The organism is Scytonema sp. HK-05, from assembly GCF_963872035.1.
GTDB lineage: Bacteria > Cyanobacteriota > Cyanobacteriia > Cyanobacteriales > Nostocaceae > Kalymmatonema.
Genome location: NZ_CAWMYC010000172.1, coordinates 1 through 20,382, shown reverse-complemented (window position 1 = coordinate 20,382; position 20,382 = coordinate 1). Strand labels below are relative to the sequence as shown.

Here is a 20,382-nt window from a genome sequence, read left to right as displayed (position 1 = left end):
GAAAGAAGGGCGCTCTTGCTCAAGTTAGATTAGACAATAAACGATAGCTGCCTCAAAAGACAAAAACACAATGCACTCACTCAAGAAACGACATGACCCCTCTTTCATGACTCTCACAATTTTTTCTTTTTTTAGCAAATAAATTCATGTCCTTTTTTAACAAATTACAAAGGACACAGAGTCAAGAGAAATCAGATAAAATTACAGATTCTTTAATGTTACTATATTTCACGTAAAAAAATGAGTTTTTTAACCTAAATTAACTTTACAGATTTCACCTTAATGCTAAAAAAATCTTTTTAAATCAATGGTCATCTCAGCAGATTTCTATCTAACTACTCTGTTATCTCATGTTATTTAAATTCCATGTTACGTCATTTCATGTTATTTATGTTATTTCAATACTATTTTAACGAAATGTCTTGCTACAAATTGATATTTCTATATATTTTAATTGCTCAAAAGGAATGCCTCGCTACAAATTGATATTTCTATATATTTTAATTGCTCAAAAGGAATGCCTTGCTACAAATTGATATTTCTATATATTTTAATTGCTAAAAAAATATATGTTTTGATAAATTTATGTTTAATGGTAGATTTTTTTCTCTTATAAATGTATAATCATGATAACGTTTATGGTAGAAACGCAATATAACCCTAATTTTTCAGCAGACGAGCATAGCCAAATAATGTTGTTAAGTGTTTGCATGACTTGCAATGGAACATATAGGAGCGCATTTGTGCTTGTAGCTAGTAGGAGTCACCCGTAAAAAAGGTTGACTTAAATCACCTTACAGGTTAAATTCTTAACAAATCTACATCAGTCTGCCTAATCCACGGATTGCCCCAAACATTTTGTTATGTCGGGGTAATTTTGGAGCGGAGGAACCAAGTTTGGGGCTAATCTCACAAAAGAGGAAAGAATGAAAAATGAAAGAATGAAAAAAGACAAAATTACTCTAGTTTTTTCTTCTGTCTTTTTTTTTCTTCTTTTCTCTCCCACAGAAGGACATCTCTCAGTCCTAGCCCGTCAGCTAACTTCGTCGGCATTGGGAGGAGACTGAACGAGCAGCATTCTTACGAGTAATGCCTTGTTCTCGTCAGTGTCCTTGGCTGGTATCTGTGCGCTTCGTTGTACCTGCCCTCGACCATGAGAAAAGGGTTCTAGTACCTTCTCTTTTGGTAGCTGAGGCAGGAATATTGCCATATGGTGAAGTTCAACTATGTTACCGACCAAAAAACATCGCATCGCTCTGATTTCTGTTGATGGAGACCCGGCTGCAGAAATTGGACAGGAAGAGGCTGGGGGACAAAATGTCTATGTGCGTCAAGTAGGTTGTGCGCTTGCCCAGCAAGGTTGGCAGGTGGATATGTTCACTCGCCGAAGTAGTCGTGAGCAAGCTGCCATTGTGCAACATGGACCATTATGTCGGACTATCCGCTTGAAGGCTGGACCTGCGGCGTTTATAGGGCGATATGACTTATTCGACCATATGCCTGAATTCATCGCAGAGTTCAAAGCATTCCAGCAGCAGCAAGGATATCACTACCCTCTGATTCATACCAACTACTGGTTGTCCTCTTGGGTGGGTATGGAACTGAAAAAGCAGCAACCGTTGATTCAGTTGCATACTTACCACTCTTTGGGAGTAGTCAAGTACAGTGCTATTTCTGATATCCCAGCAATTGGTAGCAAGCGACTAGCCGTTGAAAAAGCCTGTCTGGAAACTGTGGATCGAGTCGTTGCAACAAGTCCTCAAGAACAGGAACATATGCGAAGACTCGTTTCCACCCAAGGGCAAATAGAAGTCATTCCTTGTGGGACTGATGTCGATAAGTTTGGGTCAATTCAAAGGTCTGCAGCACGGCAGGAATTAGGAATTGCACCTGATGCCAAGATGGTTCTCTACGTCGGTCGTTTTGATCGGCGCAAGGGAATTGAGACACTCGTGCGAGCTATTGCAAAGTCGAGTTTGCGCTGTTCAGATAACCTACAACTCGTTATTGGAGGTGGCTATCGTCCAGGTCACAGCGATGGGAACGAGCGCGATCGCATCGCCGGGATCGTGGCTGAACTCGGATTGGAAGATTGCACAACCTTTCCAGGTCGCCTTGATGATTCTGTTCTCCCCTTGTACTATGCAGCCGCAGATGTGTGTGTTGTACCAAGTCACTACGAACCTTTTGGTTTAGTTGCGATTGAAGCAATGGCAAGTCGGACTCCAGTCGTGGCTAGTGATGTTGGGGGGTTACAGTTTACAGTCGTACCTGAAGTGACTGGGTTACTTGTTCCCCCTAAAGATGAAGCCGCTTTTGCCGATGCTATTGACCGCATTGTGATCAATCCAACTTGGCGAGATCAATTAGGTGAGGCTGGTCGCCAACGTGTAGAAATCGCTTTCAGTTGGCATAGTGTGGCATCCCGATTGACTCAGATCTACACACATCTACTGGCTCAAACCATGCCCTCAATAGAGAGCAAAGCTCAAGTTGCAGCTTAATTTCTACAGCTTTAACAGTGTTGTGTGTGTAGGGGCAAGAACAACCTTGTACTCATACCAAGTGCTGGTTGGAAAATGCTCCGGACTTAGCACTCAAAATCCAGCACTAGTAAAAAGAGCAATTCTGTCTAATGGCTATGCCGAGTGACAGAAACGCGCACAAACAGCAAAAAACAAGCCAATGAATCTCTTACATCAGGGAGTTATGAATATGCTGAATATCGGAGATTACGTACGGCATCAAATCACTGGACAGATAGGTCAAGTGATCGGTTATGGACATCAAATACTGCATGGAGTCTATGTAACCACCCTAAAAGTACGAGCCAGCAACAGTCACTTAATTGATAATCAAAGCAGATTTATTGAGGATGTGTATTCTGAATGGGTGCTAGCAGAACCAGCAGAAAGCGGGATGGTACTGCTAGCTTGAGACTTATTTAATAGAGCGTTGAGAACAAATGAGATTCTCCAATTCTTTCTTTTAAAGGATTTACAGCTATGTTCAGTTAATTGAACCACAGATTTTCGTAGGGGCACGGCACAGAACAGCCCCTACCCCGTGGTTTATTTACTTGAAACCCGTTGTAAGAGGAGCATCTAACATTTGTTGAAACAATATGACTAGCTGCTGTCTTAGCAGCATAGTCAAGATAGAGGGGAAAGTCTACTGGGCTTTGCCCCTTCTATTTATATGGTTGCAATTTACAAAAATTTACAAATTTCCTAAGCCTTCAGACACAAGATATATTAGCCCGAAGTATCTCAAATGAGAAATAACTTGATAAACCTAACCAGAGAAAGACGATCAACAGTCTTTAATCTTCATAGCATCTATGTAACTTAACTTTAACCAGGATTAATCAATCTGGAAACTTATCGCTCATCACATCTCCAATTCCCAAAAGACCGAGTGGTTACAGGCGGGAGATGTGATAGGTCTATGTTGATACAGGCATTTGTACATAAGGAAAGAAAACATTATGCGGCTGAATCTGACTTTGTTTTGGGTAACTTTATCCTTCGTCATCGTGGGAGCAATTATGCTGCTTCTCCAACCCGCTATTGATTTTCACTAAATAGAGTTGACTTTTGGCTGATGCAAACAATTCTATCCCAACAAAATACATCCTCCTGTGAATCTAAACCCTACAAGTTGGAAGACTGGCAAAGAGCTAATTGCTCACTCAATCAAGAGTATGACTATTGGATTGAGGATGTTGAGGGAGAGATTCCAACCAATCTGAACGGTACACTGTTTCGCAACGGTCCTGGTCTACTAGATATCTTCGGTCGGGAGATTCATCACCCTTTCGATGGAGATGGTATGATTTGTGCTGTCTCCTTCTCCAACGGACGCGCTCATTTTCGCAATCGCTTTGTCCGTACAGAAGGCTACTGTGCAGAACAGAAAGCAGGTCGAATGCTCTACCGGGGTGTGTTTGGAACCGAAAAACCAGGAAGCTGGCTGGCAAACGCCTTTGACTTAAGAAAGAAGAACGTTGCCAACACCAATATCATTTACTGGGGCGAAAAACTGCTAGCGCTGTGGGAAGCTTCCCATCCATATCGTCTTGATCCCAACACGTTAGAAACTCTAGGGATCGAAACGCTAGACGGCGTTCTGCACAAAGACTCGCCTTTTGCCGCCCATCCAATGATAGATCCTGGAGATGAAACTCGGGAACCCCGTCTAGTCACTTTCGCCATCAAACCTGGTCCATCACAACCATCACTGTTTATGAGTTGAACCAGGCTGGCAAAGTTGTACAACAACACGACCATAAAATTCCAGGCTTTGCCTTCATCCATGACTTTGCGATTACGCCAAACTATTGCTTGTTCTTTCAAAATCCAGTTTCCTTCAATCCCCTACCATATGTGCTTGGCTTTCGGGGAGCAGCAGAGTGCATCAAGTTTCACAGGCGTAGCCCCACTAAAATTTGGCTCATCCCTCGCGATCCCTCTCAAGAAGTTCAAGTTCTCGAAACAGACCCCTGTTTTGTTTTCCACCATGCCAACGCTTTTGAGCAGGGCGACGAGTTGATTGTGGACTCAGTTTGCTACGAAACTTTTCCAGGCATTGACCACAATCTGAATTACCAGGAAATTGACTTTGATGCTCGACCTCCCGCACAGCTGTGGCGTTTTCAGCTCAACTTGAAAACGAAAACAGCACAACGAGATTTACTTGTTGAGCGTTCCTGTGAGTTTCCGTTTATTCATCCTGATCGGATTGGTAAACCACATCAGTGCATATTCTTAGCAGCTGCTCACCAACCACAAGGCGATGCACCCCAGCAAGCGATTATTAAAGTTGATCCCGAATACGGTGAACAAGAATTTTGGAGTGCTGCACCTAAAGGTTTCCTTGGGGAACCTGTGTTTGTACCTCGACCAGGCAGTACTCAAGAAGATGATGGGTGGGTGCTGACATTGGTCTATGATGCAGATCACAATCGAACTGATGTCGTTATTTTGGACGGAACTTCTTTGGAAAAAGGGGCGATTGCCTTCGGCACTGGGCTTTGCCCAATCGCTCGTCTGCACTTAAAGCACCACATTCCTTATGGATTGCATGGCAGCTTCACAAACGAAAGAATGAAGTATGAAGAATAAAAAAACTATACTTTATTTATTCTTCTCATTTTTACCTTCGTCTCATACTTCACAATTCAAGCTTTAGAAGTTATGGGTAGAAAAGCCGTTTTGTTGATCATCTGGATAGGATTTGTCGCCTACACTATATGGTTGGCTCCACTCGATCAACCAGACACATGGTCTTTAGGAGGGAAGCTGTTGACACTCCACTGGGGAAAGCTTAACGCCATCATCCCAGCTATATTCTGCCTGATGGGTATCTGGCCGATGATTTATGCTTGCCTAATGTTTGCCGATGGCAAAATGCAAAACTTTCGCGCTTGGCCCTATTTCATTGGGTCAAACTTCACAGGTGTCATCTGTCTTTTGCCGTATTTAATTTTTCGTCAATCTCATCAACAATTCTTTGGAAAAAAGGATAAGTTACTGGAAATTCTTGCTCGGCGCTCAACAGGAGTTTCTCTTGTGATTGGTACAATTTGCATACTAGCTTATGCAACAATTGCTGGAAATTGGCAAGATTACGTTCAGCAATTTCAGACTCAGCCATTTGTTCACCTCATCAGTATCGACTTCTGTTTGATGTGCCTAATATTTCCCATAACTTCACTATTCGATGATGATATGGCACGAAGAGGTCTTAAAGACCCTCGGATTTTTTGGTCAGTTGCGCTCTTACCCTTGTTTGGTCCATTATTATATCTTTGCTTGCGTCCACCCCTACCACAGACAGATGCAAAAGAATTATTCGCTTAACAAAGTCAGAATTTGTTGTGCAGCACGCTGACCACTGCGGATTGCACCCTCCATATAACCACGAAACTCCACAGGGGCAGTATGCTCGCCAGCAAAGAAAACCCGACCAGCAGACTGCGTTAAATATGGATCAAAGCGATGCAACTCTCCCGGTCTAAAATAGCAGTAAGCACCTCGCGCCCATTCATCAGCACTCCAGTCATAGGAACGAGAGGTGATAATTTCCGGTGCATCAGGATAGATAGTTTTTACTGCTGCCACTGCTAAGTCACCAGCGCGCTCAGATAGCTTTAAACTGCGAGTACCCCCACTAAAACAGGAAAGAATTTTTTCCGTCCCCATCTGAGCGAAAGTCGGCTCCCAGATAGCCTGGTAATCACCCTCAAGCAAGACAATTCCAAAGTTTGGCTTTGACCAAAAGCGGTGTGGATATTGCAGTAAGGTCTTGACTACACCACCGTAAGGTAAGCTGGAGATAGCCTCTCGCTGTGCGTCAACAAGTGGTGCTTCTATCGGAATGTGACGCAGCACGCTCCAAGGAATCGTCACGATCGCGCTGTCAGCCACAACCTCAACTAAACCGCTTGCTGTCTCAACATTAACAGTCACAGTCTCACCTGTTTGTTGGATACGACGCACGGGAGTGCCAATGTGAACTTGCTGTTCCAGATGTTGAGCTAAGGCATCCACCAGACGCGAAATACCGCCACGAACTCGCATATTGCAGCCTGTGTCGCTAATACCTGTAAGATAAGCAAAGAAACCTATGCCAATCAACTCTGGGTCGGTTGCAAAGAATGAAGAAGCGAGCCAACGGGCAATTCGACGGGCAAACGGCGCAATTGAGTGCGTATCCAACCACTGATCTAAAGTCTGTTGCGGGTCTTTTTGCTCTTCAAGCAGGCTTTCGAGTTTTGCATAGAAATTGTCTAAACCATTGCTTTGTTCCTCTGTGAGGGACATACGGTTGCGAAGACTTCCCTCTATAAACCAGTAGAGGTCGTCAGGAAATTTGGTTGCAGGGTCAAGTTGGATACCGAACTCGGCTGCATAAGTCATGAGCGCGCTGTGGTTATCGTCCACAAACTCAGCACCTAACTCGCCATATTGTCCTGCACCTAGTTCAACGGTATAAGCGCGACCACCCACACGCTCACGCGCCTCAAAAACCTGGACATCCAACCCTGTTCGTACCAGCTCATAAGCTGCACTTAGCCCTGCTAGTCCTGCACCAATGATAATAGTTTGATGTGACATGGCTTAACTCCCCAAAAATATCAATCAAAACTAACTTATCGTGATATTTGGATCTGCATTTTATTTCATTCCCTAAGTAGACTGATAAAACTAACACAACCCTCCATTAGTCAGAGGAAAGGAAATTTATAAGTTTTTAATATTAGTGCATAAGACCAATAAGGAAAAACTGAGAACCCAACAGCCAAAATTCAACATGAAAAGGTAACCAAAGAAGGATGCGCTTTTATACTTAAAAACTCATTCCTTTAAAAACGAAAAAGGAGCGCTACACTATGCTATATAAAAACCGAAAGGCAGCAGGTCAAATTTTGGCTAAAGAGTTGGCAGCTTATGCTAACCGCCAAGATGTGCTGGTGTTAGCGCTCCCAAGGGGGGGTGTTCCCGTCGCTTTTGAAGTTGCTAAAGCATTAAATGCCCCTTTAGACGTTTTTGTGGTACGCAAACTCGGTGTACCCGAACAACAAGAACTCGCAATGGGAGCTATTGCCTCTGGTGGAGTGCGAGTTTTGAATGAAGATATTGTGCGATCGCTTGGTATATCCGAGGCAGCTATTAACCAGGTAGTCGCAAAAGAACAACAGGAACTAGAGCGACGCGAACGCCTTTATCGTGGCGATCGCCCCGTCCCAAGCCTGCATGAACGTACTGTGATTTTAGTAGATGATGGTTTAGCGACGGGTGCAACTATGCGTGCGGCTGTTGTGGCATTGCAGCAACAAAAACCCGCCAAGATAATAGTTGCCGTACCAGTTTCTGCATCCGAAACTTGTCAAGAATTTCAATCCAAAGTAGATGAAGTTGTTTGCGCAGCGACACCGAGTCCCTTCTACAGCGTTGGTTTGTGGTACGAAGACTTTCCGCAAACAACCGATGAAGAAGTCAGGGTTCTACTAGATAAGGCTGCAAACAGCCAAAAGACAACAGCGATCGGCGCATAGATGAATGTCATTTCCACTCAAACCTCGGTACACGCGCAAGGCTGCTGGGGCTTGTGTACAAAGAAAATTTAGAAACTTAAATCACGCATTATGAAAGTAGCACCAGAAATTACTTATCGCAATGTAGACAAAAGTGATGCCATTGATAACTTAGTCAACGAAAAAATTGGCAAACTAGAGCAAGTTTGCGACTACATTAGTAGCTGCCATATTGCAATAGAAAAGATACACGATCGCCCGCGTACTGGTTCTCCCTACCGAGTGCGAATTGATATTACGGTACCACCTGGACACGAACTTGTAGCCGAAAGCAACCCATCAGACACTAACCAGTATGCGCCACTGGATGCAGTCGTTCGAGATGCATTTAAAGCGGCGGTTCAGCAGCTGAGAAAACTCTCCAAGCGCCAGCAAGAGAGTGATAAAGCCAAAACTCACGATGACCCGCAGGAGACTATAGCACTTGTCACAAAGCTATTTCCAGACAGAGGATATGGTTTTATCAAAACCATAGACGACGCTCAGGAAATCTACTTCCACCGCAATAGCGTTCTCCATGACGACTTTGACCGCATAGAAATTGGTACAGGTGTCCGTTTTTCCGTAGAGGAGGGTGAAGAAGGTCCCCAGGCAACCACAGTGCAGATTGTGAATAAGCCAGGTGCGAGCGTCGGCAAGTCCGAGCAAACCCTAATCGAGCCGCCCTTGGGTTGGAGAGAATGATACACGTTTGAGATATTGGTGAGCAAAGAACACCTTATATCATGTCCGCTTAATTACTTATAATTCCTGCTTTACCTCACCCCAACCCTCTCCTTAAGAAGGAGAGGGTGCCGTAGGTCGGTGAGGTTATTCGTTTTTTATAAGTGTTTATCTGAACATGATATTACAGAAAACTACTGTAAAAGTGCTGAGTGCTGAGCAAAAACGGCTCAGCACTCATACGAATTCAGGCTCCTCTTGGCGAGAAATGATTCTCCTCTACTCTCCTTTCCAAGGTACTTGACAAAATTACCAGCTTCATTCTAATATCATTTTCATAGCGGAAATCCGTGCGCTCATACCGCTCATACTTACTCATATTTAGAAACTTCTTTACACACTTCTAACGCCACGTAAACGGAAACACAAAATTTTTTTCATCTGTTTTTGCCTATGCAACGACTGCAAGCAGATAGATAAGAATTTATTTGTAGATATACATATATGTATAAAAAATATGTATAAAAATAGCTCATGTTTAGAGCCAACTTTGGACAAGATGCGATACATGGCTCACTATGCAAATTTGTCAAAATCCCAGTTGCTCCAATCCCTTCAGCGCTGACAGCAATATATTTTGTACGAGTTGTGGACAAAGCAACTTTGGTAAACTCCTGAGGAGCCGCTATCGTGTATTGAGATTATTAGGCGAAGGCGGGTTTAGCAGAACATATGCAGCTCAAGACGTTGATAGACTAGATGCTCCTTGCGTCATCAAGCAATTCTTCCCACAAGTTCAGGGAACTTCAGAACGTACGAAAGCAGCAGAATTGTTTAAGGAAGAAGCGAAGCGACTTTATGAACTGGGAGAAAATCACTGGCAAATTCCCAGATTACTTGCTTACTTTGAACAAGGTTCTAGCCTCTATTTGGTACAAGAGTTTATTCAAGGGCAAACTCTGTTACAAGAACTTCAGCAACAAGCCTTTGGTGAAGAGCAAATTCGAGAAATTTTAGCTGATTTGTTACCGGTTCTCCAATTTATTCACGAGCGTAACGTTATTCATCGAGATATTAAACCAGAAAACATTATCCGCCGCCAAAGCGATCGCAAACTCGTTTTGATTGACTTTGGTGGTGCCAAGCAAGTGACGCAAACCAGTTTATCAAGACAAGCTACGGTGCTATATACAATTGGTTATGCACCTAGCGAGCAAATGGCTGGATTTGCTTGTCAGGCGAGTGATTTGTACGCCTTAGGAGTCACTTGTGTGCGTCTTCTCACGCACTGTTTGCCTCTACAAGATCCTCATGGACAAATTCATGATAGTCTTTACGATCCTATGAACGGTAAATGGTCGTGGCGAGAACATTTACAGCAAAAAGGGGTTACTATCAGCGATGACCTAGGGCAAATTCTGGATAAGTTGCTGAAACATTTGGCAAAAGAAAGGTATCAATCAGCAATAGAAGTTTTGCAAGATTTGAATGCAACAAAATTTTTTGCACAACCTATTTTGGCGATTTCCGAACCGGAATCACCGCCTCAACAACAGAAAGTGACAACGCTAATTCCTGAATTAGAAGCCTTCTCAGAATTCTCCTTAGAGACTTTTGAATTTGAGCTAGTAACAGTAGACGGACAAGGTAATGAAATTAGCCGTAACAGTCATAGTACAAAGTTTTATGCAGAAAATTTAGGTAATGAAGTCACGCTGGAAATGGTAGCGATTCCTGGCGGTACTTTTATGATGGGTTCAACAGATGATGAAGGGGATGGTGACGAACGTCCACAACACGAAGTGACTATCAAACCTTTTTTTGCGGGAAAGTTTCCCGTGACTCAAGCACAATGGAAAGCGGTAGCAGCTTTACCCAAAGTCAAACAATCTTTAAACCCTTATCCATCCAAATTCAAAGGTGCAAATCGACCAGTTGAAAATGTTTCTTGGCACGAAGCGGTAGAATTTTGTGCAAGGCTGTTTGCAAAAACTGGACGACACTATCGCTTACCCAGTGAAGCTGAATGGGAGTATGCTTGTCGTGCTGGAACGACGACACCCTTCCACTTTGGCGAAACAGTTACCGCTGAATTAGCAAACTGTGGTGAAAGTGAGACTCACAGTTACGAACAAAAAGCTAAATACCGAAAAGAAACAACACCTGTAGGTAGTTTTCAGGTGGCAAACGCCTTTGGCTTGTATGATATGCATGGGTTAGTCTGGGAGTGGTGTGCTGACTCTTGGCACAAAAATTACGATGGCGCACCCACAGATGGATCAGTTTGGGAAGTTGGCGGCGACAATAATCGTCGGGTGCTTCGCGGTGGTTCCTGGAGTTTCAGTTCTGTGCTTTGTCGTAGCGCCAGTCGTAGCTGGAATGAACCTGATGGCGGACTCAGGATATGCGGCTTTCGAGTTGTAGCGAGTTGGTCTGTTTGAAATCTCACCCAGCAAATGGCAGATGTCGATCAGATGTTCACTGTTCAATCAGTACTGCCTGATAGACTTTGGAAAGATTGTTACTTGCTGCAAAGTTCTCGCATATGGAATATCAGGGAAACAGGCAACACAACTTCATTGATAACAACGGGGTCAAAATTCATTACGTCATCCAGGGAGAAGGCAAACTAATGCTAATGCTACATGGGTTCCCTGCATTCTGGTACTCGTGGCGGCATCAAATCCCTGAGTTTTCTGAAAACTACAAGGTTGTGGCGGTTGATCTGCGCGGGCATAACGATAGCGACAAACCCAAAAACAAAAATGCTTACAGAGTCGAAGATGCGATCTCAGATGTGAAAGCAGTTATTGAAGGACTCGGATATGAAAGTTGTGTCCTAGTTGGGCATAATCGTGGCGGAGCAGTTGCTTGGGAATTTGCCTATACTCATCCTGAAATGGTAGAGCAGCTCATTGTAATGAATGCTCCTCATCTGGCGAAGATCATTTCTGCCTTGCGAACCCCGCAACAGTTACTCCGAAGTTGGTACTTTTTTCTGTTTCAACTCCCCTGGCTACCAGAAGCCTTGTTTCGTCGCTCAGATTATCAATTCCTCAAAGGTGGTTTCACAAATTTCGTAGTTGATAAAGATGTGTTTTCTGCTACAGATCTTCAAATTTACAAAGAGGCTGCAGCCAAACCAGGAGCATTGACTGCAATGGTGAATTGGTATCGCAACTTTTTTCAGTCCTGGTTAGTTAATCGAGGTTGGGGAGTTTTGAAAGTGCCAACTTTGATGATCTGGGGCGAGGAAGATGCAGCTTTGGGTAAAGAGTTGGTTGCTGGTACAGAAAACTATGTAGAAAACTTGACAGTTCGCTACGTGCCAGGTTGTGGTCACTGGGTTCATGAGGAGAAGCCACAGTTAGTTAACCAGTACATACGTGAGTTCTTAGCGTTAGCAGCCTAACACTTCACTTGGAACATTTTACTGAAGCTAAGGAGTCGAAAAACATCAATTTTTAGGGAAATTGATAGCAGTTCTCCATTCAAGGAAAAAAGAGGTTTTTCAAAACCTCTGTTCATGAACAAGAAAATAGGGGCAGGCTTTCCAGCCCACCCCACACGAGTTATCCTTTTACAGTGCAACGCCTTTAGACCAATTTCAGATCGGGATACTCTGCTAACACATCATCAGAGGTGAGGGTATCGCCAGAAGCTTGGGGAGTCCAAAGAACTTCCATAGCAAGCAGTTGCTCACCAGGGATGCTACCAAATTGACGTAAAGCTTGACGCAAGTCGTCAGCGCTGTTAACTTCTGGTAGCTGGTATTTACCTAAGGTCGCAGCTAGTAATGTGACGATAATGTATTCGCCAGGTCCTTCAGTAATCAGACGGGTTGGGTTGTCGAGTTCACCACCAGCAGCAGGTAAAGCATCTTTGGGAGTCGCTGCTTTGAGCTGGTTGTTTACATTAGAAAGAGTTTCTTCACTAAATTTGCTGCGTTCTGCAAGTGACAAACGGTTGAATTGAGTTTCAGCTGCATTTAAACGCGCTTGTTGGGTACCACCACCTGCGTACACCCAGTATTCAGGATGGCGTAGCAAAGCGAGGCTTGCTTCTTGCAGGATTTCTGCTCTACCTTCTGGTGAGTTGGTATCAGCAGTTTCAGCAATGCGGTTGAGTTCGGTTTGCAAATCACGGGCGCTGGCTAACAAGCCCACTTGCAAACGAGTTACGGAAACATTAGGGTTGCTGCTGTAGCCCACTTCACTGTCACCAGAAACGTCACCAGAAGCGACGCGACGGAAGGTTTGCAACAGGAAATTGGCGATCGCAATAAAAACTAAAATGCCCAGTAAACCGCCGAATCCTCCCCCAATTCCCCAAAAAGGAAGCAGGAAGGGAAATCCAAAACCACCGCCATAAGGAGGAGCGTAGTATCCTCCACCGTAACCTCCACCGGGAGGTGCATAGGTGCGAGGAGACGAGTAAGGACGGCTTGAGGGAACTCTGAAGGAACCACCGCCAATTCTACCCCCACTGGCGGCTAGAGCCCCATCACTATGACCAAATGCCAATGTAAAAACAAGGCATACGAGGAACAGGGATTTTAAGAGGGGTTTGATAGCTTGTTGTAATTTTTTACCCATGACACAGTCGGTTGAAAAACAGTATTGGTTATCTTTATCTCCCAATGCACGAATGAGTGTTGTGCTTGGTCAATAACGCCAGCCCATAGCCCCACAGAGTGGTTGATTGGCAGTAGCTCTTTAACAGGCTACATTTCAAATGTATCGTCTCTGATGTAGGACACGCAGCAGGCTTTGGGGGGATTTCTGGAGTAGATAACCGTACCTCATGAGCAATTGAATATTTAAAATATTAATCAAATTTTCAATTCGCGATCGCCACTTTCCGCAATTGTTTTGCCAAATTCCTGTGTCTATTTCCTGTGTCTATAAGTATACACCGCAGAACAACCCACTTTTATGGTTTTATATTATACATTTTTTTTGTTTATTAGTCCTTTTTTTTACTTATTTTTTCATTTTTTAATATGTAAAAAAATATTGTTTAAAAATCTGTATATATTTTAACAAAATTTATATCTTTTACAGAAAAAAGTTAATTTAAAGATTTTTTCAAAAAAGATAATTAAGAAAGATAGCATTTTGGCATTTTGGCATAATATTTTGAGTGGTATGAAGATATCCTAACTAACAGCAGCCCTTAAAAATCTCAACAGGAGTCATTTGAAGTATGAAGTATGAAGTATAATTTTTTTGCTCATAGCCTGCACTTAAGTTATGCTGGTAAGTATATACATCCTTTAAACTTCATCTTTTGTTCATCAGCTTTTGTTCATCTACTTTTGATAGCTTCATTTTTCAAGAATCAGGGTGTTAAGTTGAGAAATTTCGGGTGCTTTGAAAAACGAAATTGAAACATTAAAAATTGAATTTTTTCCTAAAGAAATAAGCATCTTAGCTGTTACATAATTGAGGAAAGTAAAAAAAAATAATTAATAATTCATCATTCAAAGTGATGTCAATTCAACGAATAATGACGAATTGCTCATGTTTGTTAAAATTTGTGGTGAAGGATATTAAGTATTTATTAGCTCCTAAAACCTGGAACAAAATTGTTTTGATTCCTTCAATTGATTTGGAAGTAGAAATGACAAAGGTCACAAAACTTTATCTAGGTTTTTTATGCTGTTTTGACGTTTAGTTATCAAAATGTCTGATGGAAAATATTTCACGTATAAGAGCAACAATCCGAGACAAAACTGCGTCATATCCGGACATCCTAGTTATATCTCGTAGCTTCCAACCAAAAGAGGGTGGAATTGAAGAATATATCTATAATCGCTGCTTGCAAGACCCAGAGCGAGTCATAGTTTTAGCGGCTAGTTGCTCGGGAGATAAAGTATTTGACAGAGGGCAAAAGTTTCCGGTATACCGCTGGCCCATTTCTCAATTCTGGCGTGGTAGTTTTTTGGGAAGTATGCTGCAAGCTTTCCTGAATACGGTTTGGTCATGTCTGCTCGCAATCAAACTGTATTTTCGCTATCGCTATCAGTATATTGAATGGGGTCACGGCTACCATTTTCTTTCTGTTTTGGTATTAAGTTATCTTCTACCGATTCGCTTTTTTATTTACCTGCACGGGAAGGATATTTTTGAGGCGTCACGCAACCCCGTATTGCGTTCTCTGTTTGAATTCACCCTCAGACGAGCCGAAGGAATTGTTTGTAACAGTTCCTTGACTCGGGATGAGCTGATTACCCATTTCCAAGTTGAGACGCCCACCCATGTGATTAACCCTGCTGTTAGAGTAGAAAAATTTGGTGTTTCGGCTCATCAAGATGATTTGGATGATTTACGTGTCCGGGTGCGGAGTGGATATAACATTCCAGAAACAGCAGTGGTTATTCTCTCAGTCGGACGACTCGTCAAGCGTAAAGGTTTTGATCGCGTGATTGAGAATTTAACACTCCTCTTGACTCTGGGGATGGATGTTCACTATATACTTTGTGGGCAAGGTCCTGATGAGTCTACGCTGAGAAATCTAGCCAATCGCTTGCGGGTACAGAGACGGGTTCATTTTGCTGGGTATGTACCTGAGGGGGAATTAGCCGGATACTATGCAGCATGTGACATACTTGCAATGCTGAGTTTGGGAAACAAAAAAGCCTCGATTGGAGGTTTTGGAATCGTTTGTTTAGAAGCGGGTTATTTTGGAAAACCTGTGATTGCATCTCGCTTGGGGAGTGTAGTAGATACAGTTCACCATGAAGAAAATGGCATACTCGTGAATCCCAATTCTGGCTATGAGGTTTTTCATGCTTTCAAGCGGTTGTGTCAAGACCAAAAGCTGCGCGAACAACTCGGTCGTAAAGGAAAACAATTCGCTAAACGCAAAACCTTACACCGCTCAATTTACATTCCTGATGGCTACTCATGTTTATTGACTTAGCCACCACCAACAATGGTGACTATTTCCAAGCGATCGCCCTGCTGTACTTTTGTTTGGGACCAAAACTGACGGTGTAAAATTTCGCCGTTATACTCTACTGCCACCAAGCGGGGATTGAAACCCAATTGTTGGAGTAAGTCGGGTAGTGTTTGGGGTAAGCAGGAACGAGTTTCCCCATTGATAACAAGTGTAATCTTATCAGACATAAGACATACCAGATTCTGGTTTCATGCGACTTATTAGCTGTGAGAGGAAAAATTGTGTCACCAGGGTAGGTTGATCGGCTTGCATGAGACTACGCACCACCGCCACACGGTTTGCTCCGGCGTTGATCACGTCATTAATGTTATTTGGATCGATTCCCCCAATAGCAAACCAAGGTATGGAACAATTTTTAGCCGCATAGCTAACGTATTCTAAGCCAGCTGCTGCTTTTCCTTCTTTTGTAGGAGTTTGATAAACAGGTCCGACACCAACATAATCCGCACCTTCAGCGATCGCTGCTTGCATTTCTTGCGAGTTTGTGGTAGAGCGACCAATCAAACGGTGAGGACCAAGTAATTGTCGGGCAATAGAAATGGGCAAATCTTGTTGTCCCAAATGCACTCCATCAGCATCTACCGCTAGAGCGACATCCACCCGATCATTGATAATAAAAATAGCGCCGTAGGCGTGGCATAATTGCCGCAATTTTTTAGCTTGTTCTAGACGCACAGTATCATCGGCTATTTTGTCGCGATATTGTACCAGCGTTAATCCTCCTTTCAGGGCTGCTTCGACAATTTCCACCAACCTTTCATTTGGGGAGGTGACAAAATACAGGCGCGATCGCGATAGCAGTTGCTGCCGATGATTGCCCATCAGATGACTTTCCAGGGTATAAATGCGATAACGCATCTGCTTAAAAGCTTTCCCCATGTTTGGGTTGTAAAGCTTGCTGTATTCTTCCAGCACCCGCAAAGCTTCTTGCACTCGGCAGAAGTTAGCTTGCAACAACGATTTGATGTTCGTACGTTGTTCTTCCTGAGGATGGGTTAACTCAGTCCCAGGATCGCCCGGAGTATCCCGCGCCGCCCGCAATTGTGTGGTATGCCAACGAGCTATCTCTTGTCGCTCTTTTTTGCATTGGGCAGCTAACTGGGCGTTGTTCAACCCAAAGCGACACCATTCCTCAATGATTCGCAAGCCCTCACGAGCGCGGTCTAAATTTGCATCTAAAATGCGGTAAACAACTTGCTGGATTTGCTCTGTTTGGCTGTATGGCTCGACCATTACAACAACCCCATTATTGCTTTCATCGTAACAGCCAGCCTGTTTCATATTGACACTGTTCTTCGCATCTCTATTGATTCTTAACTAACTTAACTTTGTATCAAAAAGAGCGAACAGGTCAATATCTGAGTAACCTTATCCACATACTTACGTCTACAAAAGTATAAAAAGTTTTTTGGTTGAAGGAGTGTAGTCAAAGTGATTCACCACGACGTTTTTCCTAAGTCTTATTGGGCAAACGATTTACCAGTAAAGCTAATTGCCAAAGGTCACAAACCATATTCATTCCTCAGTGTAGCAATATTATCAGTGTTTCGTTTTTTCGTTTTGTGTTTCACCACTGGTATGGGAGTGGCATACATGGCAATGCTTGGGGCAAGCTTTGATGCCGCCATTGCTCAAATGCCCGCAACAACAGATAGAGGGCAGATCGGTGCCAAAACAATGTCTCAGGTTAACGTGCTTTTTGTCAACCCAAGTGCCGGGGATGACAAGGTAGGCAATGGTGGTGAAGGCACTCCTTTTAAAACCATCACCCAGGCGCTACAAGTCGCTGGTCCCAACACAGTCATTATGCTTTCAAGCGGCACTTACACGGACGCAACTGGAGAGAGTTTTCCTTTGATACTCAAACCGAATGTTTCCATTCAAGGGGACTCTCGCACTAAAGGACGTGGTATTGTGATCCAAGGAGGAGGTGCTTACCTCAGTCGCACCTTTGGCGGTCAAAACGTCACTATTGTAGGCGCAAACCAAGCGAAGTTGACTGGCGTAACGGTAACTAATCCCAACCCTCGTGGTTACGGTTTATGGATTGAATACAGCAATCCAGTCATTGTGGAAAATACCTTTATTGGCAGTACCCAAGATGGAATAGCTGTGACTGGCAACAGTGCGCCCACCATTCGCAGTAATTTCTTTTATCAAAATGGGGCGAATGGAATCACAATTTCCGGGAATTCTCGACCGGAAGTGCGGGAAAACGTGTTTCAACAAACGGGCTTTGGCATTAATATTACTCAAAATGCTCAGCCGATAGTGGTTGGCAATTCTGTTCAATACAACAGAAGTGGCATTGTGGTACAAGCCAATGCTCGCCCAATACTACGGAAGAATCTCATTCAAGGCAGCAAAGAAGATGGCTTAGTAGCTATTTCTCAAGCGATGCCAAATTTAGGCATTGCCTCTGAACCAGGCGGTAATCAGTTTCGCAACAATGCTCGTTACGACATTAACGCCAGCGCCGCCAAGCAAATCTTTCCTGCTTTTGGCAACACTCTTGCCAACAACCGCATCAATGGCAAGGTGGATTTAGCTGGGACAACAGCAGTAGCCGACGCGGGAATGGGGGGACTCAGCGCAGAGAACCCGAGGATACAAGAACGTGGGAATTCTTTAGCAAATCTAAGCGCGTCAACAGCGTCAGGGCGTCTCCCCGTAAGCGCGTCTTCCAGCAACGCTTCTGGACGATTGAACAATCAATTGCAGCCATTATTGCCGATCAATTCACCCCTGAGAGCAACTGCTGTCAATCAAAAACAATCTCCTCCCAATTCTGGCTTGCCAACTCCTAATAGCTTGACAAGGAGCCGGCAAGTTGCCCCAACTGCAAGGTCAATTCCATCACCAGCAAATACATCCAATACATCACAGCAAGCGAATTACGTACGTATTTCTTCTAATACCGTAGAATTCACTGCACCCCAAGCGGCAGCTAACACCGTTGACGCGAGAACACAGGAACCCCCAGAGGCAATGAATTTAGAACAAATGGCTCCGCGTCCTCCCCTCTCGGTATCTGGGCGTCAAGTCCGACAACAAAATGCAACTTCCTATGACCAAGTCGCACCAGTACCCGTACAAAGAGCGTATCAAGGACAGTCGTCATTGCCAACACTAGAAGCTGCACCCGTCGGTAATGCAGCTCTTTTGCCCGTTCCCAATTCCAATATCCCTTTGGGCAATACTGGCAATATGCGAAAACAACCAGTCGCTCAAAGTTCTTCGACGACTGCGTATGTCTCGAATCCATCTTTATCGCCTGCTGGGGAAAGTCAAATCAATTTACGTTACCGAGTCGTAGTTGAAGTTCAAAATGAAAAGGAGCAAGACTTAGTTAAATTTCTTGCCCCTGGCGCTTTTCGCACTGTCTGGCGTGGTAAAGGAGTGATGCAAGTCGGTGTCTTCAGCACTCGCTATAACGCTGATAACGTCATAAAAATACTTAATAACAACGGTTTAAAAGCTGTGGTTGAGCCAGTAAATTAAAAGGGATTGGGTATAGGGCAATACGGTTCAGTTAAGGTTGATGTGTAAAAAATCATGTGTGTAGAGACGCGCCATGGCGCGTCTCTACATTGTGTTCTTGATAAGGGTTCTGGTCTTATCTGAACTGTATTGGGGTATAGGGGACTGGGTACTGGGAAGAGATTATCTTAATCTAGAAATTTTAAATCTCTGATTGAGGCTTCCCCTAATCCCCAGTACCCTGTACCAAGTCCCACATGGGTGAGCATCTCAATTGCTGAGTCGTGAGGGTGCTCTTATGATAATACCTACAAGAAGACGCAGTAATATCATGTTCGGCTAATTAGTTATGATTCCCACGTTGACTGCACCCCACCCCTTTATCCCCTCCCCGCAAGCGGGGAGGGGACGTGAAGCGTAGCTTTACGGGGGCTAGGGGTCCCCTCTGGGGATAGGGGGAAAGGGGGTTCTTCAGGAATGATAAGTAATCAACCGGACATGATATTACTCCTCTAATTCTTCGAGAACACGATAAAGTTTTAGATCTTGGGAAATTCGTTTTTCTTGACGATGAAATATAGCACTTCTCGTTTGGATGAAGTACAGATTTATCTGTGTCCATCTGTGTCCATCTGTGGTTCTTATTTCTTGATGTATTGCACTCAACACCAGAACCGCTATATTCCAAAACGCCAATCTTCGCCAGTAGTTACCGAAAAAGACAAGGCTTCGCCGTGAGCTCAGCCGAACGGATACAAGCCCCTCCTAAAATGATTTTGGATCAGCTTGAAAGCAGTTCTTGCATCTGCTCTTTCAAATCCCGAATATTGTCATTATTTGGGGCGATATCTAATGCCCGGTTAAATGACACCAATGCTGCTTGGTAACACTGGAGGGCTTGATCATCATAAGATAAGTCTTTAAGTAAGTTACCCAAGTTCCGTAACGCAAGCCCCTTGTTGTTGTGAGCATACACGTCATTGGGAGCAAGTGTCAGAGCAGTATCGTAGGATGCAATAGCTTGCTCGTACCTAGAGAGTGCTTGTGTGTGCTGCGATAAGCTCGAGTGTAGGTCTGCCAAACTTTCTAGCGCAATCCCCTTGTTGTTGTGAGCATAGACGTAATTGGGAGCAAGTGTCAGAGCAGTATCGTAGGATGCAATAGCTTGCTCGTACCTA

15 protein-coding genes, 1 pseudogene and 1 riboswitch are annotated in these 20,382 nt (G+C 43.8%); of the genes and pseudogenes, 10 read left to right on the top strand and 6 right to left on the bottom strand.

Going from position 1 to position 20,382, the window contains the following annotated elements:
* The first annotated feature begins 854 nt into the window (after positions 1 to 854).
* A riboswitch (cyclic di-AMP (ydaO/yuaA leader) is annotated at positions 855 to 1,067 on the top strand.
* On the bottom strand, positions 1,034 to 1,210 hold the full coding sequence (locus AACT52_RS40135) for a hypothetical protein (protein ID WP_158054962.1): 177 nt from the start codon (positions 1,208 to 1,210) through the stop codon (positions 1,034 to 1,036). (Overlaps the previous riboswitch by 34 nt.)
* 16 nt (positions 1,211 to 1,226) lie before the next feature.
* Here AACT52_RS40135 and AACT52_RS40130 point away from each other — a divergent pair, with 16 nt between their 5' ends.
* The 4 genes and pseudogenes from AACT52_RS40130 (at position 1,227) to AACT52_RS40115 (ending at position 5,861) form a co-directional block, all read left to right on the top strand.
* The gene (locus AACT52_RS40130) at positions 1,227 to 2,504 is read left to right on the top strand and encodes a glycosyltransferase (RefSeq protein WP_073635680.1); all 1,278 of its coding nucleotides are present in this window, start codon (positions 1,227 to 1,229) and stop codon (positions 2,502 to 2,504) included.
* A gap of 211 nt (positions 2,505 to 2,715) precedes the next feature.
* Positions 2,716 to 2,937, top strand: a complete 222-nt coding sequence (locus AACT52_RS40125) for a hypothetical protein (protein WP_073635695.1) — start codon at positions 2,716 to 2,718, stop codon at positions 2,935 to 2,937.
* A gap of 666 nt (positions 2,938 to 3,603) precedes the next feature.
* A pseudogene (locus AACT52_RS40120) lies at positions 3,604 to 5,123 on the top strand (carotenoid oxygenase family protein).
* Between the two features lie 72 nt (positions 5,124 to 5,195).
* Complete coding sequence (locus AACT52_RS40115; RefSeq protein ID WP_073635679.1) at positions 5,196 to 5,861, top strand: DUF2834 domain-containing protein; 666 nt, start codon at positions 5,196 to 5,198, stop codon at positions 5,859 to 5,861.
* On the opposite strand, the gene AACT52_RS40110 is transcribed toward AACT52_RS40115, so the two are convergent.
* Positions 5,850 to 7,118, bottom strand: a complete 1,269-nt coding sequence (locus tag AACT52_RS40110; RefSeq protein ID WP_073635678.1) for a flavin monoamine oxidase family protein — start codon at positions 7,116 to 7,118, stop codon at positions 5,850 to 5,852. The two genes, AACT52_RS40115 and AACT52_RS40110, sit on opposite strands and share 12 nt — an antisense overlap.
* Before the next feature lie 275 nt (positions 7,119 to 7,393).
* Here AACT52_RS40110 and AACT52_RS40105 point away from each other — a divergent pair, with 275 nt between their 5' ends.
* The 4 genes from AACT52_RS40105 to AACT52_RS40090 all read left to right on the top strand — a co-directional run bounded on the left by AACT52_RS40105 (position 7,394) and on the right by AACT52_RS40090 (position 12,173).
* Positions 7,394 to 8,059, top strand: a complete 666-nt coding sequence (locus tag AACT52_RS40105; RefSeq protein WP_073635677.1) for a phosphoribosyltransferase — start codon at positions 7,394 to 7,396, stop codon at positions 8,057 to 8,059.
* A 90-nt stretch (positions 8,060 to 8,149) separates the two neighbouring features.
* The gene (locus tag AACT52_RS40100; protein WP_073635676.1) at positions 8,150 to 8,782 is read left to right on the top strand and encodes an HPF/RaiA family ribosome-associated protein; all 633 of its coding nucleotides are present in this window, start codon (positions 8,150 to 8,152) and stop codon (positions 8,780 to 8,782) included.
* Between the two features lie 557 nt (positions 8,783 to 9,339).
* Complete coding sequence (locus AACT52_RS40095; RefSeq protein ID WP_073635675.1) at positions 9,340 to 11,202, top strand: bifunctional serine/threonine-protein kinase/formylglycine-generating enzyme family protein; 1,863 nt, start codon at positions 9,340 to 9,342, stop codon at positions 11,200 to 11,202.
* Positions 11,203 to 11,306: 104 nt separating this feature from the next.
* Positions 11,307 to 12,173, top strand: coding sequence for an alpha/beta fold hydrolase (locus tag AACT52_RS40090; protein ID WP_073635674.1), 867 nt, complete (start codon positions 11,307 to 11,309; stop codon positions 12,171 to 12,173).
* Positions 12,174 to 12,357: 184 nt separating this feature from the next.
* Here the strand turns inward: AACT52_RS40090 and AACT52_RS40085 are convergent, their stop codons facing one another.
* On the bottom strand, positions 12,358 to 13,356 hold the full coding sequence (locus AACT52_RS40085; protein WP_073635673.1) for a DUF1517 domain-containing protein: 999 nt from the start codon (positions 13,354 to 13,356) through the stop codon (positions 12,358 to 12,360).
* Positions 13,357 to 14,452: 1,096 nt separating this feature from the next.
* Here AACT52_RS40085 and AACT52_RS40080 point away from each other — a divergent pair.
* Entirely contained in the window at positions 14,453 to 15,685 is a 1,233-nt protein-coding gene (locus AACT52_RS40080) for a glycosyltransferase family 4 protein (protein WP_073635672.1), read from the top strand.
* On the opposite strand, the gene thiS is transcribed toward AACT52_RS40080, so the two are convergent.
* Both thiS and AACT52_RS40070 read right to left on the bottom strand, forming a co-directional pair.
* Complete coding sequence (thiS, locus tag AACT52_RS40075; RefSeq protein ID WP_073635671.1) at positions 15,682 to 15,891, bottom strand: sulfur carrier protein ThiS; 210 nt, start codon at positions 15,889 to 15,891, stop codon at positions 15,682 to 15,684. The two genes, AACT52_RS40080 and thiS, sit on opposite strands and share 4 nt — an antisense overlap.
* Positions 15,884 to 17,005, bottom strand: coding sequence for a thiamine phosphate synthase (locus tag AACT52_RS40070; protein ID WP_073635670.1), 1,122 nt, complete (start codon positions 17,003 to 17,005; stop codon positions 15,884 to 15,886). Before AACT52_RS40070 ends, thiS begins: the two co-directional genes overlap by 8 nt.
* Before the next feature lie 150 nt (positions 17,006 to 17,155).
* Here AACT52_RS40070 and AACT52_RS40065 point away from each other — a divergent pair, with 150 nt between their 5' ends.
* Positions 17,156 to 19,225, top strand: coding sequence for a DUF1565 domain-containing protein (locus AACT52_RS40065; protein WP_073635669.1), 2,070 nt, complete (start codon positions 17,156 to 17,158; stop codon positions 19,223 to 19,225).
* A 760-nt stretch (positions 19,226 to 19,985) separates the two neighbouring features.
* Here AACT52_RS40065 and AACT52_RS40060 read toward each other — a convergent pair.
* The coding region (locus AACT52_RS40060; protein WP_143172968.1) for a tetratricopeptide repeat protein at positions 19,986 to 20,382 on the bottom strand (397 nt) is incomplete at its 5' end.